The 25,361-nt window shown below is 42.8% G+C and carries 24 protein-coding genes and 1 riboswitch; of the genes, 2 read left to right on the top strand and 22 right to left on the bottom strand.

Annotated features, from left to right (window positions below):
- Positions 1-235: 235 nt before the first annotated feature.
- The 4 genes from AS888_RS14800 to AS888_RS14815 all read right to left on the bottom strand — a co-directional run bounded on the left by AS888_RS14800 (position 236) and on the right by AS888_RS14815 (position 3,277).
- Entirely contained in the window at positions 236-1,249 is a 1,014-nt protein-coding gene (locus AS888_RS14800) for a glycoside hydrolase family 15 protein (protein WP_061142914.1), read from the bottom strand.
- 376 nt (positions 1,250-1,625) lie between these two features.
- Positions 1,626-2,156 (bottom strand): mismatch-specific DNA-glycosylase, encoded by a 531-nt coding sequence (locus AS888_RS14805; protein WP_061142915.1) that lies wholly within the window; start codon positions 2,154-2,156, stop codon positions 1,626-1,628.
- Between the two features lie 307 nt (positions 2,157-2,463).
- Positions 2,464-2,679, bottom strand: coding sequence for an LSm family protein (locus AS888_RS14810; RefSeq protein ID WP_061142916.1), 216 nt, complete (start codon positions 2,677-2,679; stop codon positions 2,464-2,466).
- 13 nt (positions 2,680-2,692) lie between these two features.
- Positions 2,693-3,277 (bottom strand): DUF2642 domain-containing protein, encoded by a 585-nt coding sequence (locus AS888_RS14815; protein ID WP_061142917.1) that lies wholly within the window; start codon positions 3,275-3,277, stop codon positions 2,693-2,695.
- Between the two features lie 400 nt (positions 3,278-3,677).
- Between AS888_RS14815 and AS888_RS14820 the strand changes: the two genes are divergently transcribed.
- The gene (locus tag AS888_RS14820) at positions 3,678-4,823 is read left to right on the top strand and encodes a glycosyltransferase (RefSeq protein ID WP_061142918.1); all 1,146 of its coding nucleotides are present in this window, start codon (positions 3,678-3,680) and stop codon (positions 4,821-4,823) included.
- A 209-nt stretch (positions 4,824-5,032) separates the two neighbouring features.
- Here the strand turns inward: AS888_RS14820 and AS888_RS14825 are convergent, their stop codons facing one another.
- The 13 genes from AS888_RS14825 to pdxS all read right to left on the bottom strand — a co-directional run bounded on the left by AS888_RS14825 (position 5,033) and on the right by pdxS (position 15,892).
- On the bottom strand, positions 5,033-5,932 hold the full coding sequence (locus AS888_RS14825; RefSeq protein WP_061142919.1) for a sulfite exporter TauE/SafE family protein: 900 nt from the start codon (positions 5,930-5,932) through the stop codon (positions 5,033-5,035).
- 140 nt (positions 5,933-6,072) lie between these two features.
- Positions 6,073-6,693: an NAD(P)-binding protein gene (locus tag AS888_RS14830; RefSeq protein ID WP_061142920.1), complete on the bottom strand. Its 621-nt coding sequence runs from the start codon at positions 6,691-6,693 to the stop codon at positions 6,073-6,075.
- Positions 6,674-7,435, bottom strand: a complete 762-nt coding sequence (locus tag AS888_RS14835) for a sirohydrochlorin chelatase (RefSeq protein WP_061142921.1) — start codon at positions 7,433-7,435, stop codon at positions 6,674-6,676. Before AS888_RS14835 ends, AS888_RS14830 begins: the two co-directional genes overlap by 20 nt.
- Complete coding sequence (gene cobA, locus AS888_RS14840; protein ID WP_061142922.1) at positions 7,435-8,211, bottom strand: uroporphyrinogen-III C-methyltransferase; 777 nt, start codon at positions 8,209-8,211, stop codon at positions 7,435-7,437. The genes AS888_RS14835 and cobA overlap by 1 nt, the downstream gene beginning before the upstream one ends.
- An 18-nt stretch (positions 8,212-8,229) precedes the next feature.
- A complete protein-coding gene (locus AS888_RS14845; protein WP_061142923.1) occupies positions 8,230-8,445 on the bottom strand; it encodes a DUF3906 family protein in 216 nt (71 codons plus the stop codon).
- Between the two features lie 19 nt (positions 8,446-8,464).
- A complete protein-coding gene (locus AS888_RS14850; RefSeq protein ID WP_061142924.1) occupies positions 8,465-10,090 on the bottom strand; it encodes a nitrite/sulfite reductase in 1,626 nt (541 codons plus the stop codon).
- Positions 10,091-10,106: 16 nt separating this feature from the next.
- Positions 10,107-10,706: an adenylyl-sulfate kinase gene (cysC, locus tag AS888_RS14855; RefSeq protein ID WP_061142925.1), complete on the bottom strand. Its 600-nt coding sequence runs from the start codon at positions 10,704-10,706 to the stop codon at positions 10,107-10,109.
- A 39-nt stretch (positions 10,707-10,745) separates the two neighbouring features.
- Positions 10,746-11,894, bottom strand: a complete 1,149-nt coding sequence (gene sat / locus AS888_RS14860) for a sulfate adenylyltransferase (protein WP_061142926.1) — start codon at positions 11,892-11,894, stop codon at positions 10,746-10,748.
- 29 nt (positions 11,895-11,923) lie between these two features.
- Complete coding sequence (locus AS888_RS14865) at positions 11,924-12,628, bottom strand: phosphoadenylyl-sulfate reductase (protein ID WP_061143013.1); 705 nt, start codon at positions 12,626-12,628, stop codon at positions 11,924-11,926.
- A gap of 184 nt (positions 12,629-12,812) precedes the next feature.
- Positions 12,813-12,956 (bottom strand): YezD family protein, encoded by a 144-nt coding sequence (locus AS888_RS25135; RefSeq protein WP_081092462.1) that lies wholly within the window; start codon positions 12,954-12,956, stop codon positions 12,813-12,815.
- A gap of 149 nt (positions 12,957-13,105) precedes the next feature.
- Positions 13,106-13,215: riboswitch (SAM riboswitch) on the bottom strand.
- Between the two features lie 234 nt (positions 13,216-13,449).
- Positions 13,450-13,986, bottom strand: a complete 537-nt coding sequence (gene ssuE, locus AS888_RS14870) for an NADPH-dependent FMN reductase (RefSeq protein ID WP_061142927.1) — start codon at positions 13,984-13,986, stop codon at positions 13,450-13,452.
- A 417-nt stretch (positions 13,987-14,403) separates the two neighbouring features.
- Complete coding sequence (pdxT, locus tag AS888_RS14875; protein WP_061142928.1) at positions 14,404-15,003, bottom strand: pyridoxal 5'-phosphate synthase glutaminase subunit PdxT; 600 nt, start codon at positions 15,001-15,003, stop codon at positions 14,404-14,406.
- Position 15,004: 1 nt separating this feature from the next.
- Positions 15,005-15,892 carry a pyridoxal 5'-phosphate synthase lyase subunit PdxS gene (gene pdxS, locus AS888_RS14880; protein ID WP_061142929.1) on the bottom strand — a complete coding sequence of 296 codons (888 nt, stop codon included), beginning with the start codon at positions 15,890-15,892 and terminating at the stop codon, positions 15,005-15,007.
- 131 nt (positions 15,893-16,023) lie between these two features.
- Here pdxS and pdxR point away from each other — a divergent pair, with 131 nt between their 5' ends.
- Entirely contained in the window at positions 16,024-17,421 is a 1,398-nt protein-coding gene (gene pdxR, locus AS888_RS14885; protein WP_061142930.1) for a MocR-like pyridoxine biosynthesis transcription factor PdxR, read from the top strand.
- 43 nt (positions 17,422-17,464) lie between these two features.
- Here pdxR and AS888_RS14890 read toward each other — a convergent pair whose 3' ends face one another.
- From AS888_RS14890 to AS888_RS14910, 5 genes are all read right to left on the bottom strand, one after another.
- A complete protein-coding gene (locus AS888_RS14890; protein ID WP_260320223.1) occupies positions 17,465-18,802 on the bottom strand; it encodes a D-serine ammonia-lyase in 1,338 nt (445 codons plus the stop codon).
- Between the two features lie 43 nt (positions 18,803-18,845).
- Positions 18,846-20,591 carry an aminodeoxychorismate synthase component I gene (gene pabB, locus AS888_RS14895; RefSeq protein ID WP_061142932.1) on the bottom strand — a complete coding sequence of 582 codons (1,746 nt, stop codon included), beginning with the start codon at positions 20,589-20,591 and terminating at the stop codon, positions 18,846-18,848.
- Between the two features lie 96 nt (positions 20,592-20,687).
- Positions 20,688-21,710 (bottom strand): LLM class flavin-dependent oxidoreductase, encoded by a 1,023-nt coding sequence (locus AS888_RS14900; RefSeq protein ID WP_061142933.1) that lies wholly within the window; start codon positions 21,708-21,710, stop codon positions 20,688-20,690.
- A gap of 91 nt (positions 21,711-21,801) precedes the next feature.
- Positions 21,802-22,791: an LLM class flavin-dependent oxidoreductase gene (locus AS888_RS14905; protein ID WP_061142934.1), complete on the bottom strand. Its 990-nt coding sequence runs from the start codon at positions 22,789-22,791 to the stop codon at positions 21,802-21,804.
- A 312-nt stretch (positions 22,792-23,103) separates the two neighbouring features.
- A complete protein-coding gene (locus AS888_RS14910) occupies positions 23,104-25,350 on the bottom strand; it encodes an AAA domain-containing protein (protein ID WP_061143014.1) in 2,247 nt (748 codons plus the stop codon).
- Positions 25,351-25,361: the final 11 nt, after the last annotated feature.

The following is a 25,361-nucleotide window of genomic DNA, read 5'->3' on the forward strand; positions in this document are numbered from 1 at the left end:
CCATCAATATGAACTCGATAACATTTCATCATCCTTCCCCAGTTATTATATATATTCGGTGAAAATAACATTAATCCTTCAATGGAGGTGAAGATATTGTAATAAATGCCCGTTTTTTTGAAAATTAAAACATTTATTTGCAAAAAATCAACCAGATTATGTAAAAAAATCATTATTTCAATAAAAGCTCTTCCCTTTTTATTGGAAGAGCTCTACGTTACCGTATATGAATAATTCATGTCGCTTGTTCTGAGCGAAGCATGTCGGTTTTCGTCAAGAAAAGATAAGACAAAGATACGGACCATGCCAATGGTGTATTTTTGTTAGGGATATCACTTCCGCCAATATATAACTCGGGGACTTCCCAATTTTCCGGAATGATCCTTTTCGTTTTTTCTATATACTCCATGGCCTTATTCACCATGCCAAGTTCAAGAAAGCATAACCCCAACCAAGGGAGCCCGAAGCACCATTCCGCTTCCCGGCCTTCATTATAATAAAGATCATTTTCGTAACGAATACACCCGTTTGTTCTTTCAAGGAGACTTGTAACATTATTCAAAATTTTAAGGGCTATTTCCCTGTCGACGAGTCGATAAGGATATATTAAGGATAAAAGGGCTAAATCCGCCTCTTTAGAATAGCTTTCCCTAGGAAGAAGAAAGCGGAGTGCCTCTTCTCCCTTTTTGATCAGTTCTTCCTTTACGTTGACGAGCATCTTGACTGAATTCAAACCGGCTACACATGCACCGATGCTCGAAGCGTGTATTTCGATGTTCTCTTCCCACATCCCATTATCTTCCGACTGCCAATATTGCAGGCATTCCAAGTAATGAACCAGCTTTTGAACGATTTGTAAATCACGTCCATCTCGGATCACCTTTTTCCCATGCCTATATCCTTCGCCGACGCCCCACAAAAAAGCACCGATTGCATCATTTTGAGCATGCCCCCACTCTTCGGGCAGCTCCTTCAGCTCAGTGGAATATCTCGAGTGGATATATTCGAATAGATACTGAGGTTTTTGCTCAGTGTGAATATCTATCTTCCATTCATAGGTTTGAAATAAGTCGAATAAGGCATGATAGGCCTTTTCATAACGATTGGATGGGTCATTTATAAAAGGAAGTACTGTATATACCACATCCCTTATCCAAACATAATTATAATCGTTGGAAACGCTGGCAGTATATGCACCATTAGTAAGCCGCATGCGATCGAGAACCTCTAGGGCACCATTTACATTCATTTATAGAACACCTCCATAGTTATTTCCTCATTTCCATTGTTGACAGACTACCGCATTCTAAACATCCGTTTTTTCTTTTAGATTTCGAAGCGCTTACAATTCATTTACCTACAACACCTTTTAAAAGTACTTTCACCCTAGTTTATGTGGTCAATGCCTTTTTTGATAATCAAGCTTTCCTTGTTCAGTAAAAAGCGTCATCTGCCTACGCGATGGGTAGTCAGTCCACGGTTCATTCGTTCGTGCATGATTCCAGGTAGGAACGAAAAAACCAGTAATGGAAATCCATTACTGGGTTTTTCGGCCTATCCTTAAAATGCTAAGTATAGATTGAAAGAAAAAATCGTACAGATTTGCGTCACCTGCTTCTTGCTTTTTACTTTGCAGTTCTTTCAGTTACCGGCTTATCGAGCAGAATCGGCAATTCTCGATATATTTCGATGATTTCTTCGATCTTCATTCTCACCAAGCCGCTGGAGGATGGTGCGACGAATTCCATCGTCGCATTGGATAGGGGATCTTCCTGCAGGCCCCAAGCGATATGTCGTGATTGACGATATTCCTGATAAACACCCTTGCCTACGAAACAGACAAGTTTAGGCTTATACTTTTCAATTTTTGCTTTTAATTGCTCTCTTCCCTTGCTGTATTCTGCCTTAGTGATATCATCCGCCCCTTTTGTAGGCCTGGAAACGATATTCGTGAACCCATACCCCAAATCCAATAAGGTAAGATCTTCATCAGGGGCATATTTCCTCGGGGTCAAACCTGATTCATGGAGGATTTTCCAAAAACGGTTGTTAGGGTTTGCATAATGATGTCCTGTTTCCCCGGAACGTATGCTTGGATTGAAGCCAACAAACAAAATATCGAGATTCATCTTTAAATGATCATCTATTCCTTCCATTGATTATCACTCCTTTTCATGTCTCTCTTCCATTCATTGTACAAAATGGAACAATAATTAACTACCCTTACACCCTTCCCACACGAACATATCCAAAAAACGCCCATTTCCTATGTATTCGATACCGATATTGCAACTTATTGTATCCAGTGATTCAGGCACAAGAAAAAATCACACATAAGCATTTTTCCTATGTGTGATTGGAAGGTTTATCGGCAGTGTCAAGATCCTTTTGAAAGCCGGAGCAACTGCACTTATTCGGTGAAAAGAAACAGCCACCTTATAGATGGCTGCTTCTTCATATTACTTATTGTGCGTTATCTACACGAACATAGTTAATTTGATTTAATGGAATGGTGATGATATCCAAATCGCCTTCATAACCACCGGATGTTTCCGTTAAGCGAACGATTTCATCGGTCACTACATGTAAAACTCCCTCAAATAAATCACTGCTTGTTGCCACTTCGACCGGGTTCCCGATATAATGTCTTAATTGATTGAAAAAAATACTAGATAACAATGCATTCTCCTCCTTATATAGGCTCTCTAACAGAATTGATGGCACGGAATGGAACGAATACGACAGTACCAGCTGCTTCACTAATGACGATATAATCAGCTTCAATTGCACTTAAAATTCCCGTCACCGGTGCAAAATCAGTGGAAACCGTTACAGTTCTTCCTAATAATCTAAATAAAACCCTTCTTAAATCACTGAATGGGTCTCCCGGAATACCTGGTGTATCGGGGAAGTCTGGTGTATCTGGCGTATCGTTGCCATTTTCAATAAGCCACTTATAATAGAGGTATTCGCAATAATTCTTTTTACATTCTTTCTTGCTGCTCATTTTTTTACCACCTTTTTGATTGTCTTTTATGCGATCATCTTTTCTATTCTCATCTTGCTTGTGTTCACACTTCTTACTCTCTTCCTTTTTGCAATGTTCCCCCTTTCCCTTTTTTAGTACAGCACTGAACTCGTTGTCGATCGCAAGCGTGAATCCCGGTATGGTTGCTACTGAAAATGAATTTTCGGTCTGCAATTTTGCTAATATTTTACCTAAATTCGATCTTCTTGAATTCCTTGATCCACTTGATTCCTTTGAGGATCTTGACATTTTGCTGCTCCTTTCTATATGGCTTCAAAAGTAGTATATTGACGAATGTTGTTTTCGGCTTGGACTAAACAACCTTTTTTTACTAACTTAATATTTTTTATGAAGGATGTTCAAAACCATGTCCATTTCTTTAAAGCGCGGAATATGATACGGATGAGGTGATAAATGTGACGTATAAACGAAGAACGGATAGCGAAAACATCGTATTTCCATCGTGCTCCGAAACATTCGGACCAACCAAAAAATGTCTGAACTCATTACCAAGAAAAGATATCTCCCCTTCATTCATAAGTGCTCTTCCTGCTAATCCAGGTATTATTGCACCATTAAATAAGGGTAATCGCGTTATCAGGAAACGTTTAAGCGCAACCGACACCTTTCACATAAGGGGCATGCGAACATGAAGCCAATCAGAGTCATGATGGTGTTGGATACCCTGGATGTAAGCGGAACGGAAACTCATGTGCTAAGTCTCGTAAAGGAGCTGCAGGCTAGAGGAATCTATACTGCAGTAGTAACAGGAGACGGAAGTATGATAAGTCGTTTGCGGGAGACGGGTTGCGCCATTCATAATATGGATTTTCCTGCAACATTCACGATGAAATCAGGAACGGGATCAATCGTATTAAGCAACCTTGTAGATTTGTTACAGCAAGAACAGATAACACTCGTGCATGGCCACCAGATCAATTCCGGCCACATCTCTGCCAAAGCAGCGAAAATCGCCAATATTCCGTTCATCTTCACACTGCATGGCACCTACTTTCCCGAAAGTGATATAAAAAGTGTGCTGCAGCTGACAGATGCTGCGATTGCAGTTAGCGACCCAGTAAAAAAACGGCTTCAGCCATTGTTTGCGAAGGAAATTGAAGTGATAGCAAATGGAATTGATACCGCGCTATTTTCCCCTTCTCCTTCAATGGAATTAAGAAAGAAAATGAATATTCCCCTGAATGCCAAAGTCATTGTTTACTGCAGCAGAATAACTCGGCATAAAGGAAAAATCTGCATGCTATTAATTAAGGCCTGCAGGGAGTTAAAATTAAAGGATATTTCCAACCTGCATGTAATCGTCGTCGGGAACGGACGGCAATTGAAGGATATCAAGAGCATGGCAGCAAGTATCCAGACCTCATGTAAGGAGGATTTCATTCATTTCACCGGGGAACAAAAGGATGTGAAGGACTATTACGCAGTTGCAGACTATGTGGTGGGTACAGGCAGGGTTGCTTTGGAAGCAATGGCATGCGAAAAACCAGTCATTTCTTGTGGAAATCTAGGATACTTTGGAGAAGTGAACAGGAATAACTTTCAACAAGCGTGGGAGTGTTATTTCGGGGATCACGCTGCAGAGCAGACATGCACCCAAGCGTTGCTTTATCGCGACCTGCGTAACCTCCTTAGATCGGATATTGGTTTGCAAACAGGTCGGGATTTACGGAAATTGGTAGTGAATCAATTCGATAGCAAAAAAAACATATTACCGCTCATTGAGTTATATACAAATACGGTCCAAACATTTGAACAGCAGCAGGCCATAAAGTAGGCTCTGCTGCTTATACATACGATCAAATACTTATATTTTGGTAATGAAGGCACAGGGAAAATGAAGTCAGCATTCTCGTTTCATGCAATAGGGATGAGGGAAGATGGAAAATCCCGCCTATCATTAGTGCCTTGAGAAATGACTCCAATCGCTCTTTGATATGACTGACGAATTAGCAGAATAGGGAATAACTTCCTTTTGATTCTTAACTAGGACACACGCTGCTGTTGCTCCAAGTGTTCATGTTTTTTTGCTGTGGACATCTTATTGAGGGTAAGCAGGATTCCAAAAACCCACAATACGACTATACCAATATAGATATACACATGTGCTTCAATCGGGACCCATGTTGTTAAAAGCGTTCGTACATTTATTAAGATGATGAATCCCCCGACCAAGACGCCCATTAATTGAGCCGGAAGCATCCGAACGAGCCAGGCTGCAATCGGTGCAGCAACCACCCCGCCCATGATTAACGCCCCGACCCAAAGCCAATTAACTGCCTCCCACCCAAGTGAAAGGATAAAACCCAGGCTTCCAAAGAAAGCGATGGCAAATTCGCTTGTATCGACCGTTCCCACGGCTTTTCTGGCAGTCATCCCTTTTTTGGACAACAGGACGGGCGTTGCAATCGGTCCCCATCCACCACCTCCAGTAGCATCACAAAATCCAGCAAAGAGCCCTAACGGAATGGATTGCTTAACGGTTAATGGCCTAAAGGTTTCATGTTCCTTAGAAGGCTTGAAAATAAATAAAAAGCGAAAAAGAACGTATATCCCAAGCCCAAATAAAAATACGGCAATATACGGTTTCGCCAGTTCGGCAGGCAAGTTGCTCAGAAAGCATGCACCAACAAAGGCCCCTACCGAACCAGGAATGATCAAACGGTAGACCATATGTTTGTCCACGTTCCCAAATTTGATATGCGAAGCTCCTGACACAGCAGTCGTGACCACTTCGGATAAATGAACGGATGCCGATGCCACTGCCGGTGCGATTCCAAATGTCAGCAATAGGGAAGTTGAACTCACTCCGTATCCCATTCCAAGTGAACCATCGATTAATTGGGCTAAAAATCCGATAAAGGCTAAAACAATTAACTTTTTCATGAGCTTCCCCTTCTTAACGAAAATAAAAACTGGATAACATAGAATCGATGGGCTGTCATTGAGCCTGAAAAAAAGGCACGTAACCAAAAGGTATGACTTGTTGGTTAGGTGCCTTCAGTTTTTCTGATCAGCCCGATGATTTATTTGAATTCAGCTTCTACTGGCAACAGCCTAGCTAAAAAGCGATATCTTTCTTTCGTGGAATGTTTATATATATCGGCAATCGATTCTTTCAATAGTTTGGATTTTTCCTCATTTGTTAACAAGCTTTTCTTGATGATCATCCTTGCTTCAAAAAGGAATTCCAAATATTCCTCATATGATTCATCATAAACGTCCCCTAAATCATTCCTGATTTTTTTGGAGAGCGCCGGGCTAGCTCCATTAGTCGAAACACTTATCGAAAGCATGCCCCGATTCAAGGTTGCTGGTATATGAAAATTACCAAGTTCATGATTACTGATCACGTTCACCAATTGACTAGATGAGGCATTCCGGTACACCCGTTCATTTACTTCTTCTGAATTTGTTGCAACGATGATTAAAAATGCTTCTCGATAGTCAGCTTCTTCCACTTCTTTTAAAGAAACGCGAATTCCCCCTTCTCTTTCCAATAATCGGAATTCCTCGCATATGTCAGGACTAACGACGGTCACATCAGCTCCAGCATCCAATAAGGGGCGCGCTTTGAAGTAACCAATTTTTCCCCCGCCGATAATGACACACTTCCTATTTTCGATATTAAGCGTAATTGGATACACAAGCTCTCTCCCCCTTCAATTCATGTATACGGTCTCTCAATATCCGTTCAATTTTCGGGTGATAACCGAGATAATTACAAAGGATGATTTTTCGCCCTTCGGCATTCGCAATTCTTTGCCAATCGTTTTGGATGGACTGCATCAATATACCCGTAAACAACAGGTAGGGCAGTATGAAAACTTTGTTGGATTGAGAGGCGGCAGCCATCTCCAATGCTTCGGCATAGCTTGGTGCGGCAGCTGTCAGATAGCATTCCTGCACCTGGCTTTTTGGGAACCTGTTCCGAAGCAAGTCAGCCAGCTGTCCCAAATCCCGTTTTACGTCGGGGTCACTGCTGCCTCTTCCAACCAACAAAATGAAAGAATCCTTGGTAACCTCTTCATTCGTTTCTTCCAATCGTTCCACTAAGATGTCAACCATTCGGTCACTGACACCGATTGGCCTTCCATATTTCAAGGGTACAGCTGGATATCGACTTTTCATTTTGTCCAATACGACCGGAATATCATGTTTCGCATGTACAGCAGTCAGTAACAGGACGGGGATGGCAATGATACTTGTCGCTCCTAGTCGTATGCATCGTTCGTAAGCTTCTTCAATCGACGGGGCTTCCAATTCCAAAAAGCAATATTCCTGAATCGGGTTTGGATGTGATTTCATACAAACCTTTATAAAATCAATGGCCTGGACTGAAGCTTCTTTAACACGGCTTCCATGGCATATGTATAAAATTGCTTCCATTAATAAGCCTCATTCGCGAGCATATTTTCGGTTTGTTTTGTTTCAAACCATTTGATTTTTTCGCGTAAATGAACGACATCTCCGACTACGATCATGCATGGATTGGAGATTTGTTCGATTTGTGCGGTTTCCACAACCTTCGTTAATGTACTGATGGCCGTCTTTTGGTTTTTTAAAGTCCCCCAATGAATCAGAGCTACCGGAGTGTCCGGATTTTTCCCATACTCCAAGAGTTTCCCTTGAATATATGGCAAGTTCTTCACTCCCATATAAATGGCTAATGTATCAATGCCTTTCGCCAGGGATTCCCACTTAATATCGTCCTTTCCATCCTTTTTCCGATGTCCAGTAACTATTGCAAACGATGATGAATGGTCCCTATGCGTAACGGGAATGCCTGCATAGGCCGTCGCTGCGATTCCAGCCGTGATTCCGGGGACAATTTCAAAGCTTACGCCACTTTTGGCAAGAGCTTCCGCTTCCTCTCCGCCCCTTCCAAAGACAAAAGGATCGCCGCCTTTCAAACGGGTTACGACCTTTCCCCTTTTTGCATATTTAACCAAAAAACGATTGATCGTTTCTTGCTGCAACAAATGATAGTCCGGTAGCTTCCCGCAATTGATCAATTCCACGCCAGGTTTTGCATGATTCAATAACTCTTTGTTGACAAGTCGATCGTATAAAATGACATCAGCTTCCTGAATGCATTTCAATCCTTTTATCGTGATTAAATCTGGATCTCCGGGACCGGCTCCTACTAGATATACTTTTCCCATTTTGCTACCTGCCTTCCCTTAGAGAATCGTTTCGAACTTCGTTAAAATGAAACCAGCTCCATTAGTTAGTTGCTTTTTTTCGTATAAGGAGATGTCTTCCACATCGGGCATTTTCAGAAAATGCTTTTCCAGCTCAACATCAACAAACTGGAATGCTCTTTCATCCGAATCGGCGACAATGATGACGTGGATTGGAACTTCGTCGATAGTGACTTCAAAACGGTATAGATTCATAGATTGCTTACATCTCCCATTAAACGGCCACTTCAGCCAATATATCGTCAAGCTTGATTTGCAGCTCCGCTTTTCCTACCCTTTTCACAAAATCAAGGAAGGTTTCGGCTGGAAGCTTGGTTTGTTTGAAAAACAGGATGAGTTCTTTCAGCACATGGTAGAGTTGTTCAGCTTCCACTTTCCCTTTAAGCTTTTCATTGTATTTCCCGCCTTCTTGCAAGGTACCGCCTACGTATATTTCGAATGCTTCGACCATTTTTTTATCCTGGTTTTTCATCTTTATGCCCTGAAGGCCTATTTCAGCAATCGCCCGTTGCCCACAGTTATTCGGACAGCCTACCATATGCATCCTAACCGGTACATCAAGTGCCATTTCCCTATCCAGTCTTTCAGAAATGCTTCTCATCCTGTTTTTGGTTTCCACGAGAGCAAGGTTGCAATATTCAATGCCTGTACAAGAAACGGAATAGCCTATGAAATTTTTAGGTTGATACGGAAACCTTTCAAAGATGGATTCCCGTTTCAATTCCTCAAGTTTTTCCTCAGAGACATTGGGAATGATTAGATTCTGGGAATTACAGTAACGGATTTCACCATTCCCATAGTTTTTTGCCAGTTCGGCAAACTCGATCACTTCCGCTGGAGTTAGGCGACCAACCGGAATATTAACACCCACATAATGGAGTCCTTTTTGTTTTTGTTGATGGATCCCATAGAAGTACCCTGCATTCCAGCCCTTCACTGCACTTTCACCTTTTTTGGGAAGCGGTCCCGTGTATTCCAGCAATTTTTCGAGAAATTGCTCTGGACCCCAATCCGCAACGAGGAATTTCAAACGTGAGCGATGACGCTTTTCACGGTAGCCAAAGTCACGAAATATCGTCGTGATTGCCGCTGCTACTTCAACGGTTCTTTCAGGTAAAATAAATAAATCAAGCTCCTCAGCCAGCATCGGGACGGAGGATAATCCTCCGCCTACCTTCACATGAAAACCAACTTCGGTTTTCCCTTCCATTTCCTTGGTTGCAGGATTGAAAGAAAGGCAGTTAATTTCAGCATTCGAGGCATTGTGAATATTCGCACTAATTGACATTTTATATTTCCTTGGAAGATTCGAATAATCTTCATTCAGCCGGAAATATTCAAAAACATCATAAAGGACATCACGTGTATCAAAAAGTTCATCATGGTCGATTCCTGCCAATGCATTCCCGATGATATTTCGGGTAATATCACCACAAGCACCGGCCGTAGTCATTCCCACGCGCTCTAAACGGTTCAAGATATCCGGTACTTGCTCTATCGTCAACCAATGAAATTGGATGGCTTGACGAGTGGTGATATCATACACACCGCGGCCGTAATCTTCAGCAATGCCCGCTAATGCGATTTGTTGATCATATGTGACGATTCCTCCTGGAATAACGACACGCATCATCCAGTAGCCTGCTTCCTTGGGACGTTGCAGGTAAAGGCCGGCCCATTTGAACATATCCCATTCCTCTTTAGGAATCGATTCAAAACCATTTGCGGCATAATGGGCAATATCTTCAAAGATCTTCAACCCGTCTTTTTCCAATTTCCTGATTTCCGTTTTATTTTTAGCAATCAAAGGATTATCCGACCAAAATTTCTCGTACACCATTCGTTTTCCTCCTTGATTAAATCGCTCTCTTTGCTGTCAAAAAGCCGATTACTTGTTCAACGCACTCTTCTACACTGTACTGGTTGGATTCCAAGATGATTTCCGGCTGTACTGGCTCCTCGTATGGGGAGTCGATTCCGGTAAAGTCTTTGATGATTCCCTTACGCGCCTTGTCGTAAAGGCCTTTCGGATCACGCACTTCGCATTCTTCGATGGGACACTTTATGTATACTTCAATAAACTCCCCTTCTTCGAGTAAATCGCGGACTATCTGCCGGTCCGCCCGAAAAGGTGATATGAAGGCGGTCAATACGAACTGCCCGCTATCCACAAAAAGCTTGGATACTTCGCCGATCCGCCTGATATTCTCCGTCCGATCCTCTTCGGAGAACCCTAAATCTTTATTTAACCCATGACGGATATTATCGCCATCCAACACATAACTTCGAATATCCCGATTATAAAGCTCCTTGGCGACTGCGTTTGCAATGGTTGATTTCCCTGATCCCGAAAGCCCCGTGAACCATAGGACTGTGCTTTCATGCCCGTTCTGCTTCCGGCGCAAATCCTTGGTCAGTGACGATTCATGCCATGTTACATTTGTGTTTTTATTCATTGTGCTCCCCCTCTTCCTTCAAACCTTCAAATTCACTACTTAGTTATAAACTTCATTCTTCTTTAGACCTTCGATCAACACCTCAATGACTTCCTTACGGCTAAAGGTGGCCGGAGGAATTTCACCGTTACGCAGCATCTCCCTTACCTTCGTTCCGGAAAGGATCACATGGTCTTCCTTGCGATGCGGGCAAGTTTTTGCCGATGCCATATTGCCGCAGGCTTTGCAATAAAAACTATGTTCAAAGAATAACAGTGTGATGCCTAGCTCATCCGCATTAAAATTACCGAAGATTTTTTGCGCATCATATGTGCCATAATAATCGCCAACCCCCGCATGATCACGCCCGACAATAAAATGAGTGCAGCCATAGTTTTTACGGACCATCGCATGGAAAATGGCTTCCCTCGGCCCTGCATATCGCATCGCAGCAGGGAAAACGGCAAGCGAGACTCGATCCTCAGGATAGTACTTTTCAAGCAGCACCTTATAGCTTTCCATCCTCACATCTGCCGGAATGTCATCGGATTTGGTGGCACCTACTAGCGGATTCAGGAATAAACCGTCAACGATCTCCAGAGCTGTCTTTTGGATGTATTCATGTGCACGATGAACAGGGTTCCTTGTCTGGAATCCGACAACCGTTTTCCAGCCCTTCGCTGCAAAATCTGCCCTTGTCTCGACAGGGTCCAAATAATGGGCATGGAATTGGGTACGCTCGATTCTTTTGACCAATTTTATTTCTCCGCCGGCATATACGTTTCCGCGGTCATATAAATTTTTCACACCTGGATGCTGCTCGTCATCCGTTTGATAGACCCATGTTGCTTCCAATTTTTTATCCGGAGTGAAGATATCGGAAACGGTAAGGACTCCATATGTTTCCCCCTCATGAGTCAGCTTGACTTCCTCGCCGATAGTAAGGGTCTTTGCCGCCGCTTCAGTTAAGGGCAGTGTAATCGGAATGCTCCAAACGTGGCCGCTGCTTAGCCTCATCGTCTTGACAACAGCATCATAATCTCTTTTCGAAAAGAATCCTTTTATCGGGCTGTATGCACCCGTACCGATCAACTCAAGATCGCTTAATGCGATGGCATCAATTTCGATCGAGTTTGTTATTTTACTAATATCATATGTTGGTTCCCAAAGATCAATTAATGTTCCTCCGTGAGGCAGACTGATTGTCATGCTAATTTCCCCCTATGGTTTCTATTTATTTAGGATAAATGCAAGCCGCATTCCGTTTTTTGAGCGCCTTGCCAGCGGCCTGAACGTAAATCATCCGCATTTATGGCCGGTGTTGTGCATGTTTTGCATCCGATACTCGGATACCCGTTATCATGCAGGATATTATACGGCAGTCCATTTTTGTGTGCGTACCGCCAAACGTCCTTCCATGTCCAATGAATCAGTGGACATATTTTTATCGACTGAAACTTATTATCCTTGTTGATATACTCGGTCATAGCCCTTGTTTCGGATTGCTCGCGCCGCAGTCCGGACAGCCAAGCCGTTGCCGTTGAAAGCACATCGGTAAGCGGAGTGATTTTACGGATATGGCAACACTTGTTAGAGTCGTTAAGCCATAGTTCATCTCCATATTCCGCAGCTTGTTCCTCAAGCGTCAAAGCAGGTTTCTTCATCTCGATTAAAAGATTCGGATATCTTTTTTTCACTTGATCGATCAATTGGTACGTTTCTTCAAAATGGACATCTGTATCGAGGAAAACGATTTTGGCCGAAGGATTGACCTTTGCCAGTAAATCTGTAAGCACAATGCCTTCTATCCCAAAGCTGCAAGCATAAATGAGCTTATTCCCGTATTCCTCATTAGCCCATTGCAGTACTTCTAAAGCCCCTTTAGTCTCACTACCTTCAGAAAAGACCGGTAAAAAATCGGGATTGAAATTTTCATAATTAATTAATGCAGCCAACTTTATAGCCCCCTCTAAAACTTTCTTGCGAATCATTGGCCAGAGTAACAGGTAATCGGAGCCCACAGTAATTTGTTCAAGTTTAAGTGATTCTAGGAAAAAGAGACGAATCTAACCAATACTCTCTTTATATCAGTTAAACACGCCTCTAGTTTCTCTAGTCAGCAGCTGCTTATTTAATTCTCAGCTTTTCATTTCTTTCCATTTGAATGATTTTACCATCTTGGACAATAAGTGTGATGGATCCGTATTTCATTGAATGAAGCATTTCTTGGAGCCGTTCAAATATTTCCTCAAGCTGATTCTCTTTATCCAAAATAGTTCCCCCCTAAGAAAATCGACGAATTGTTATTTTCTTAAATTTATATAATTCCACACAGCCTTACATTGTTATGGTTTATTATAAGTTTTTTGAAAAAATAAAAATCTTTCCATCATGGAAAGATTTCAAGGTAAATAATCGTTACCTTATCTTCCAAAATGGTAAACCATTTTGTTGGATGTAGCACCTTGCATACATCATGCAGGTTGCTGGACTTCAAAGGGCCAATTCCCTCCGTCGCTCTGGATAAGTTTTATTATTTTAAATATTAACATATATTCAATCCATGTCAATGGAGTTTTCTTATAAAACAACTTGGATTAATTAAATGGTTGAATTGTCATTATTATACACACTACTCTCTTGTTATATTTATGTTCATGAATATGAAAATGGACCCATTTTTTAGAGTCCCTCCGGAAAACGGGTCCATGTTCATAATTTTTGCTATCCACGATTAAAATCAATTCGCAAAAACGGAAACAAATCACTCATTTCTTAATTGAATCGCTTCTACAAATTCTTGAACCTGGCCCTGAACGCGATCAACCAAGTTCAAATCTTGAATCGGGCTTTCTGGAGCCGTTTTATCTATTTCCTTATCGACGAAATAAATGCCCTGCAATGGCTCGCCTTTCAAAATGGAAATTAACGGCTTAAGTGCGTAATCTATTGCCAATAGATGCCTGTGACTTCCGCCAATCATGATCGGAAGCACTGGCTTTCCCTTAAATGCGCTTTCCGGCAACAAATCAATCAATGCCTTCAATACCCCTGTGTAGGAGGCCTTATAAACAGGTGATCCAATGATGATCCCCCTAGCTTTTGAAATCTTTTCCGCAAGCTTTGAAATGTCCTCACTATTATATTTGCCTTGGAATAAATCATCTGCTGAAAAGTCGGTAATTGAATAATACGCTGTGGTATAACCTTCCTTCTCAACTAATGACTGAATATGTTTCAGTGAAATGTCCGTTCTGGATGGAATCGCAGGACTACCTGATAATATGACAATTTCGCTCATGTACATTTCCTCCTATTATATGATTTCAAATCAGCATTACCCATCATGGTTTTTTCTGCTCGCATTTTTATCGTAATAGTCTGAAAAATGGAAGTCAAATCCTAACCCTTGGCTAATTGTCGTTCTTTCCCTCTTTCTATCAAAACAGGTCTGCAGCTTCTTCATGGTCCCCCACACCAAAAGAATATCCATCTATCTATTAAAGGACTCCCGCATAACAACGCTCGTCCAAGTGAGACAACATGGATGACGAGGGCAGCAAGTGCCTGAAGTGAAAATCGACAATCCACCAAAATTGGGGGAAAAGTCATGCCATGATATTTATTACCGCTGCTTTTTTCCATAGTCATAAAAAAAACTGTAGACAAACTCTCTATGAAAATGAGTTTGTCTACAGTCTGAGCTCCCCTTTGCTTTTTAGCAGGTTTTCAGTTCCGCTTCCTTCAGGGATTCTTTTACCATATTAATGAAAATTTGCATATAACGATTATCACCCGTTAATTCGGGATGAAAAGCACTGACAAGGACCTGTTCCTGTCTTGCTGCCACCACTTTTTGATCATATTCAGCCAAAATCTCTACATCTGCCCCAACTCCATCAGCATATGGCGCACGGATGAAAACGGCTTTGAATGGTTCTTCCATTCCATTGATTGCTAGGTCCGCCTCGAAACTATCACGTTGACGTCCAAACCCGTTTCTCTTCACGGAAATATCCATCAATTCAAGATAAGGCTTTTCATCACCAGACAACCTATTGGCTGCCAAAACCATTCCCGCACAAGTGCCGAAGATTGGTTTCTTTTGTTCAAAGAAAGTTTTGATCGGTTCCAGAAAGCCATAGCGATCCATAAGCTTCCTCATCGTCGTGCTTTCCCCGCCAGGTATGATCAAGCCATCGATTTCGTTTAACTGTGACGGTTTTTTGACGATTATTGCTTGCGCACCGGCTGAATCGATTTGGTTCAAGTGTTCTTCAACTGCTCCCTGTAATCCTAAAACCCCGATCGTTATCATTTTACCAACCACGTTCCTGCATACGTTCTGCCGGAGCCAGTTTAGAAATGTCGATTCCTTTCATTGCACTGCCTAACTCTTTTGATAAGCGGCCTATTAATTCGTAATCAGTGAAATATGTAGTAGCTTGAACGATTGCCGATGCGAATTTTTCAGGAGTCTCTGATTTGAAAATGCCGGAACCTACGAATACGCCATCTGCTCCTAATTCCATCATCAATGCAGCATCTGCTGGTGTGGCGATTCCTCCAGCTGCAAAATTAACTACAGGCAATTTACCTGTCCGTTTGATTTCTCTTAAAATTTCAAACGGGGCACCTATATTTTTTGCTTCCGTCATTAATTCATCGTCACTCATGATGCTCACCTTACGGATTTGGGACTGGACCTTTCTCATATGGCGCACGGCTTCCACGATATTGCCAGTACCTGGCTCTCCTTTTGTACGAAGCATCGATGCTCCTTCGCCGATCCGACGGGCAGCTTCGCCTAAATCACGGCAGCCACAAACGAAAGGTACTGTGAAGTCACTTTTTAAAATGTGGTATTCTTCATCAGCAGGAGTAAGCACTTCACTCTCATCGATATAATCCACTCCCATGGATTCCAAGACCCTTGATTCGACAATATGACCAATCCTAGCCTTGGCCATGACCGGGATGGAAACGGCATTCATTACTTCCTCGACAATTCTTGGATCCGCCATTCTTGCAACTCCACCAGCTGCCCGAATATCGGAAGGTACGCGTTCCAATGCCATAACGGCCACGGCACCCGATGCTTCAGCGATTTTTGCTTGTTCCGCGTTGATGACGTCCATGATTACGCCACCCTTTTGCATTTGTGCCATTCCTCTTTTAACTGTTTCTGTTCCTAATAATTTTTCCATTTTGATTCCTCCTAATATTTGCATTTTTTAGATTTGTTATTTAGTATAAAAAATAGTTGACCGCATTGAAAGTGTCAGTTTTAAATATTTTAATGGGTTCAGCGATTTCAAATATATAAGGCGGGAACAAAATGAACATGCTAACGTGTGATTTAAAGCGATTTAGTGACGTACCATTGTATGAACAATTATATTCACATATTAAAAAAGAAATAATCGAGGGACGGCTACCTTTTGGTGCAAAATTGCCTTCCAAGCGGAAATTAGCAGAATTCCTCCAGATTAGTCAAAATACAGTGGAGACTGCTTATGAGCAGCTGACTGCTGAGGGATACGTGGAAGTCATCCCGAGAAAGGGATACTATATTCAAACATTCGAGGATTTAGAGTATACTCAGACTAAGCATGTTGCGCTGGAACCATTTACAGTCAAAGAAGGGGAAGTGCAGTATCATTTTCACCCAAGTCAAATTGATACGGAAAACTTTCCTTTTGAGAAATGGCGCAAATTCATGAAAAATAAAATAGATGTGTCACGTCAAGAGCTTTTGCTACTGGGCGATCCTCAAGGGGAATATGAATTACGTTGTGAAATAGCTCATTATTTGTATCATGCCCGGGGAGTTCAATGTGTTCCTGAACAAATCATCATCGGTGCCGGCATGGAAATTTTATTGCAGCAGCTCGTCCTGCTTTTCGCCAAAAATACCATTTACGGTGTGGAAGATCCAGGTTATCACTTAATCCATCGCATTTTACGCAGCTATCCAAATGAGGTGCATCCCTTAGAGATTGATGAAGAAGGGGTAAAGGTCAACCCGATTGAGGATTCCAGCATCGATGTTGTGTATGTCACCCCTTCGCATCACTTTCCCTATGGGACAATCCTTTCCGTCAACAGACGTACTCGTTTATTAAATTGGGCGCAAGGAGGAGAAGACCGCTATATTATCGAGGATGATTATGATAGTGAGTTTCGTTATAGTGGTAAAACGATTCCTTCTTTACAAAGTATGGATGCAGGCGAAAAAGTGATTTACTTGGGCTCTTTTTCAAAATCATTGATGCCCTCCATCCGGATCAGTTATATGGTTCTGCCAATTCCATTACTAAAAAAGCACCAGCAGGAATTATCCTTTTATCATTCAACCGTTTCAAGAATTGACCAGCATGTGCTGACACAGTTCATGAAGGAGGGGGATTTCGAAAAGCATTTAAACAGGATGAGGAAAGTGTACCGCCGCAAGCTGGATAAAGTGATTGAATTGCTTAAACCACATAAAGACCTATCCATCACTGGTGAACGCTCAGGGCTGCATATCGTGCTACTCGTGAAAAACGGCATGGACGAACAAACACTCATTCAGAAGGCAGCTGAAAAGCAAATTAAAATTTATGGACTTTCCGCCTATTCGATAGAAAAGAAGGATGAACACCATACCCCGACAATCATATTGGGCTTTGCAGGCATCCCTGAAGCTGAATTGGAACAGTCGATTCACCTTCTATTGAAATCTTGGGGTTTATAATTAACAAAAGAAAAGAAGTTCACGATGTGAACTTCTTTTCCGCTTAACTTTTAGCTAAATATTGTTCCATCATGTCTTTCGGCACCATGCTTCCGCCAGTCGCCCAGATGATATGTGTTGCTTTGTTCATTTTCTCCAAAAGTTTGTGATTTTCTAGATATTCCCGGCCTGTTTGATGCGACAGAAGGTGTATCGGTCCATAGGCCCCTGCAAGGGCGGATGGTTCCAAATAATGCCCTTCGGCCTCAGCCATCATTCGCAGTAACTCAAATAATCGCTGATCCTCTATGGTATAACTGCCGCTTAGGATGGAAGTCATCAACCTGGAAACTAAACCAGATGGCCTTCCGACTGCGAGTCCGTCCGCTTCCGTTTTATTATCGATTCCAAATTCCTGTACCGATACCTTGTCATGAAGCCCTGTCATCAATCCCAGTGTCATGCATGGCGAATGTGTCGGCTCTGCAAAAAAACAATGGACATGCTCACCAAAAGCAAGTTTCAGGCCATATGTGATTCCCCCTGGACCGCCACCGACTCCGCATGGCAGGTATACAAACAAGGGGTGGTCTGCATCAACAAGGATGGAGCGATCCTCCAATTGGTTTTTCAGGCGCCCTGCAGCCGTGGCGTAACCGAGAAACAAGTCAATCGAATCTTCATCATCAATAAAATGGCAATGGGGATCAAGTGAGGCTTCCAGCCTTCCTTCTTCAACAGCCTTACTATAGTCATCATCGTATTCCTTTACAATGACACCAAGACTTGTTAATTTATCCTTTTTCCACTGCTTCGCATCTCCTGACATATGTACGGTTACCCGAAAGCCCAGCTTGGCGCTAATAATGCCTATGCTCATGCCTAAATTCCCAGTAGAACCGACTGCAATCGAGTAATTTGAAAATAACTCCTTGTATGCTTCGCTTGCAAGGATTCCATAATCATCCGTTTGCTTTAACCCGCCATGCTTCATGGCAATCTCCTCAGCACGCTTCAAAACTTCATAGATGCCTCCACGCGCCTTGATAGATCCGGATATCGGCAAATGACTATCGCATTTAAGCAAAATCTTCCCTGGAATTACAACCTTATAGGACTTTTCCATGTTTTCTTGCATGGACGGAACCTCGACTAGTGGCGATTCTATTATTCCATGCATCGGCCCTGTTTCAGGAAATGCCTCGACAATATAATCAGCGAACCTCTCCAATCTGTCTTCTGCCGATTTAACCTGGTCGGCCAGGACGATCGTATCATCCAATTCAGTCCCGTAATCCGGATTCAACCAGAACATCTCATCCATATTTACCAATTTATTTAGTAATCGATGCTTTTCCTGCCACTCAAAAATCGATAAACCTGCGATTGTTTTCTTCTCCAAAGCAGTCCCTCCCAGTATAATTCTGCTACACATCCATTTCTTTTCAAAAGGTTAAGTGGACTTTTACCATCCCTCTCACGCTATTCGTAAACCATATTCCTTCAGCCAAGGTCAGATCATCCTTTGAAATCTGCCTTTCCTTGATTACGTTTCCCTTGATTAAATCCTGACGAAACGTACCTGCAAGGAGCCCAGCTTCGATTGGAGGGGTAAAGAGGTCACCCTCCATCTTCACCACTACGTTTCCGTTCGTGAATTCCGTAATGAAGCCTTCTTCATTCCATAGCAGGACATCAAAGAAGTCAGGGTGATTAGCTTGAAATTTTTCATATACTCCCCGATTGGTCGTTTTATGGAAAAGAAATGGATTTCCGCTTGATATCGGGCTTTCCGCCAAGATGACTTTTAAGGGGATATTTTCATCAAAAGAGTTGATTGCTTGACCGGAAACTTCAAGAATCCCTTTTTCATCAAGGAGGATTCTTACTTTTTGCAACCGGCCCATATTCGACCTGGCATGCTTGTCGAGCTCATTCCTTAGCTTCCATTCGGGAAACGGAAAGCCAAAATAAACCGCAGACCGTTTCATCCGCTCGATATGCTCTTCCAACAGATGGTACCCGGCATCATCGAGCTTCATCGATTCCAATACCTTATAGGCGGGCCGTTCCACCGATAATAATTTAGCCTTTAAAAAAGCTTCGTCATATTCTTCGGTTAATTCGGAATCCCAAGTGATTCCCCCACCCACTCCATATTCGGCTTGATTTGTTTCCGCGTCAATGACGACCGTTCGGATCGGCACATTGAATACGGCTTCTGAATCAGGTGTGATGTACCCAATCGCACCACAATATACCCCGCGCGGTGAGTTCTCGATTTCAGAGATGATTTCCATCGTCTTGATTTTAGGTGCCCCTGTTATCGATCCGCATGGGAAGAGCGCCTTGAATATATCAATGATGGTGGTGCCTGGTTTCGTATTGGCAGTGATGGTGGAGGTCATCTGCCAAACCGTTGGATATTTTTCAATTTCCTTAAGCTGTGGGACCTTTACGCTTCCTTGCTCCGCAATCATTCCAAGATCATTCCTGAGCAGGTCAACAATCATATAGTTCTCTGCTTGATTCTTTTCTGAAGCTGCTAACCAGGCGGCGTTATCCTGATCCATTTTCAGTGTCATTCCCCGCTTTACCGTCCCTTTCATTGGACGGGTAACGAGTTGTCCATCCTGCCATCGAAAAAATAACTCTGGGGAGGCAGATAGGATCCGATGCGTCCCTACATTCAAATATGCACTATAATTCGATTGTTGTGCTCTCTTTAAGCGATCGAAGAAAGCGAGGTCGTCGCCTTCGAATAGGGATTGTAGTCGCATTGTATAATTCACCTGATACGTATTGCCGCGTTCAATTTCGGATTTTATCTTTTCAAAGCCGGTATGATAGGAATGGGCATCCGTTTCTGATTTCCAATCAGCCAACTGGAAAGCTCCGGATGATACTTCCGGTAATCTCCCCGGTTTCTCAAAAATCCCGAACCAAAGCAGCGGCATGGTGCCGCCATCTTTTACTTGTAAGGAGCTTTCGAAAGCTGGCGCTGCTTCATAGGAAACATATCCTGCTGCATAATGACCCTGCTCGATCGCTTCCTGGACTTTTTGAAACTGAGGAAGGACCTCCTCGAGGGTATGGGCGATATAGACTTTTAGCGGATTCGTAAAAGATAACGGCCTGCTGTCTCCTTGTTTATCGGTAAAATGAAATATAAGGGATAAGTCGCGGTTCATTCTTCTCTCCTGCCTTATGTTTATGGGTTCACTCGTTATGTACTTGATAAAAAAGCTTGCAGAAAGATAATCTGCAAGCTCATTACACAATCGCACTTATTTCATTCCAGTAACTTCTGCAATGATTTCATAGGAACGAAGACGTGCAGCCTGATCATAAATGGCGGAGTTAATGATCATTTCATCCGCCTGTGTTTCATCTAAAAAGTTTTGCAGCTGTTCTTTCACTTCTTCCGGATTCCCTATGATGGAGGCATTTAGCTGTTTCATGACAATTGCTTTTTCATATTCAGTCCACTTGCCTTCCATCGTATCAACTGGAGGAGCCAGTTGTCCAGGAGTATTCCGGATCAAATTCAAAAACTGCTGTTGATAAGACGTAGCGATCCTTTTTGCTTCCTCCGTGGTATCAGCGGCAAACACATTGATCCCTACCATCACATATGGCTTTTCGAGAACATCCGATGGTTGAAAATTATTGCGGTAACGGGCCAAAGCCGGTTGTGTATTTTCTGGGGAAAAATGGCTTGCAAAGGAAAATGGCAGCCCCAACTGTGCGGATAAAGCTGCACTGAAACCACTTGAACCAAGCAGCCAAATCGGAATGTCCTGTCCTTCACCAGGAATGGCCCGAACTCGATTGTGTTTCGAATCGGCATCTAAATAGCTGCGGAGTTGTGCCAATTGTTCAGGAAAATCCTGCCCATTATTTCGATCCGCTCCCCGTAAGGCCATCGCAGTGAATTGATCGCTTCCCGGAGCTCGTCCCAACCCTAAATCTATCCTGCCGGGGTACATTGCTTCCAATGTACCGAATTGTTCCGCGATAACGAGTGGGGCATGATTCGGCAGCATGATTCCGCCGGAACCGACCCGGATCCTTTCTGTCTTTCCGGCAACATGGCCGATAAGGACGGATGTTGCCGAGCTTGCGATACCAGGCATGCTATGGTGTTCGGCAACCCAGAAACGGTTGTAATTCCATTGCTCAACATGCTTAGCCAATTCGACTGTATTTTTAAATGCTCCGGAAACTGTACCACCTTCAACTATCGAAGCTAGGTCCAGAACGGAATAAGAAATGTCGCTAAGTTTTGTTGCATGACGATCAGCATTCATATCCTCAACTTCTTTCTATCAATTATGATTAATTGGACGCAAAGTCATCATATAGAAAATGCAGATAAAATGCACACAAAATGCTCGGAGTTCAACCATCCAGAAGCTCCCTGGCAATCAAGCGGTACGAATTCAACTTGTCCTCCAACTTGTGGGTAATGGTCATGAGCATGATTTCATCTGCTTGATATTTTTCCAGAATTTCCAGGAGACGCTGCTTCACTTGTGAAGGTGTGCCCATGATCATTTTTTTATGATTCATCTCCAACGATCCATTTTCTTTTTCGTATTTTCTTACGTCTTCCATACTCGGAACCTTTATCTTTTCACCAAGACCCATTTGAATTTGCCATAACGTGTTGCTAAGAGCGATTTCCTTTGCATACTCCTCGGTTTCTGCACAAATGGCAGCAACCGTAACGATCGTTTTTGGTTCTTTGAGTTCCCCTTTAATCCGGAACCGTTCCCGGTATTGCCGAAAGCTCTCCATTCCATCATTTTCACTCATGAATTCACCAAATGCGTATGCAGTACCGTTCTCCGCAGCAAGTATTGCGCTTTTTCCGCTTGTTCCCAATATCCATGGTTCCGGTTGGATACATGGAACCGGAGCAGCCGAAACCTTTGAAAAAAGATGATCCTCGGGAAAATCTTCTCTAATGAAATTCAACAATTCCTTTACTGATTCCGGCATTTTGTAGACATTCTGAAGGAAATCATCATTTAATGCCATCGTTGCCTCCGCTGATCCACCAGGAGCACGGCCTATGCCTAAATCAATTCTCCCTGGAAAAAGGGCGGCTAGCATATTATAGGTTTCCGCTACCCGGTACGGCTTATAATGCGGAAGCAGCAATGCCCCCGATCCGATTCGGATATCCTTGGTTTGAGCACCGATGTAGCTTATCAGGACCTCTGGAACAGAGCAGGCCAGACCAGGCAGGTCATGATGTTCAGTAAACCAGATGCGATGATAACCAAGCCTGTCTGCTTCTTGTGCAAGTAGTAATGAAGCCTGTAATGCTTCTTGAGCGTTCTGACCCGATGCAATCGGTGATTGATCTAAAATGCTCAGTTTCATTTTTCTCCCTCACTTCTTGACTTTCTTCTATTCATGGTAAGACAAAACTAGTCGGAAGTCGCCTAAAAAGCTTGCTTCATTATTTTAGTTTGCAGCCCTTAACCAAAAATATTTAAGAGCTTCAAGAAAACTTTGGAGTTATGGGAGATTATATATTCTGGCGAGGTTTTTGCTTGAATACTCACTTCGAAGTTCCGTTTAATCAGGTATTCTGGCGAGGTTATTTATGGAAGATTCATAAAAAAAGGGATCGGAAATGAAAATTACCGAACCCCTTTTGCTACAAAGCCCCCCAAATGTGGTGGCAAATCTTTATTCACTTTTTTTAAATTGGAATAGCAATTCTTCAGCCATCATTTCTGATTCCAAACGAGCAGAAACAAAAGGCGGTTGAATCCGATTATTGGACTCTACAGGGACCCCAAGCCAGACAACTCGTTTATCGAGGATAAAGAAAGCAAAGGAAACGGGCAGACAAATGAAATGATCTGAAACGATATCAGCATTCCTTTTGGCTGATATGATCGTCAATTTGACTTCAGGACTTCTTTTCATCAAAAGTTGTTGCCATTCCGAAGGCAATCTAGTCAAATCCGGTACAGCCAAGATCACCTCTCGTTTGGCCGATTGAATATCCTCCAGAAAACTCCCCAATTTCCGAGCATGCATCCATTGTAATTTTGGGTGCTGATGAGTAATCCATGTTCCAATTTCTTTCTTTGTTATTAACTGATCATTTTGGATTTGATGGTCGACAAGCTGACGAAGTGTTTTGCTGCGATAAACATGCTTGCTGATGAATGACGTATCACATACATGGATGAACTTCCCTTTCGTTCTTGTTATCGCAACGTTAATGAGCCTTTCACTTTCCCTGCCCGTCAGCAACATCCCAGCCCTGTTTTGCGGATAACTGTCAACTGTATCAAAAATCATCATATCACGCTCACTGCCCTGGAAGCGATGTACAGTAGCAGCGATGATATCTGCCGTTTGCCTCTCTTCCGCATACAAATCATCCAATAATTTACCCATCAAATCCGCTTGGGCGCGATAGGGCGCAACATATCCGATGGACCTTGCCCCGCCGACAAAAGCTTCATGAATCAGTTGAAACGATAAAAGCAATTGCCAAAGATTCATCCTGGAGTGAGAAGTACGTTCGCTCATGCAGTATTCCCCTGACAGGCTAGTATCGACAAGGGCTGAGGCTTTATTGGCGAACGGTTCTGCCACCATGATGCTATTTCTGCTGGTCGCAACGCTTTCATGATCACCAACGAAGTCGTTATAGACGACCCGATTCGTGAATGCCGAAATGTCCGGATGCATCCTTCGCTGCTCTTTCAATAAGAACAAATGAGGGTGAAGTTCCCCCTCCTCCACTGATTGGGCGACACCCGAACGATGAAAGATATCTTCCTTTAGCCAAAGCTTTACTAGGGAATCACGTGCTGAAGCAATGGGCGGCAATTGTTTGAAATCACCGCAAATGATTATATGCTTGGATAGTGCTGCCGCAAAAGCCACTTGCGGTACATAAGCCATGCTTGCTTCATCCAAAATGACCAGGTCATATTCCTTTTGATAAATCGTTTCATCATTTGCGGCCTTGGCCAAAGTCGTTCCAATTATTTTTGCCTCTTTAACGAATTGGACTTCCTTTTGCCGGATTTTTTCCAAGACTCTTGCCAATTTCTTCTCCAACTCGAGTAATTGATCTGTATCCCTTCTGCTGAATGAATCGGCCAAGTCGTATTTCAGTAACCGCTTCTCTTCCGATAGCTGCTCTTTTTCTTGCACTAATAACGGCTCATGCTTACCTAACAATTGTCCCGTAACGATATCCCCATGACTAGCCAGCGTTTCCCCGATTTGAGAACCATACCTAAGAACATCGCCTTCCTTGAAACGCTCTTTATTTTTGATGAAGGAAGAAATCTCGGCCATCATAACATCGACAGCTTGGTTGCTATGTGACAAGACGAGTACTTTTTTTTCTTGGAGATAATGATTGGCAACGGTTCGTGCCAATGTATAGGTCTTTCCAGTACCAGGCGGCCCCCAGACAAACGTGACAGGATTGAACTTCGAACGTGCATATAATTCTTTGACGCTGCTTTGTTTTTCGCTTATAGGATGTTTGGGCTCCATCGATGGATCCATCAACCGTTTGATCCGGAGCCTTTTCTTTTTGCTTCTCTTGATTTCATCCAAGCGGTTAACCAATTGCTCAAGCAATTCCCACGGGTCATGGTATAAAAATGCTTCACCGATCATATCGCCTAACGAGCGTTCAAAGACGACGATGATACTTTTCCCTTCCGAAGAAAGAATTCTTCCATCCTGCTTGATTCCCCCCCATTCAAGCCGGACGATGGAACCGACAGGGATGATTATCGAAGCCCCTGTTTCAAAATAATAACTAAAAGAACCATCACTATTGAGCAGATGGCCATTTAAAACGAGGTATTTGGTGCTGCCGAATTTTTTCAAGTGCTGGATTTCCAGTTGTATTGCCTGCTGCCATTCTTTTATATAATTAACTGTCGAATTCATTTTTTCACTTT

This window comes from Peribacillus simplex, assembly GCF_001542915.1.
Lineage (GTDB): Bacteria > Bacillota > Bacilli > Bacillales > DSM-1321 > Peribacillus > Peribacillus simplex_B.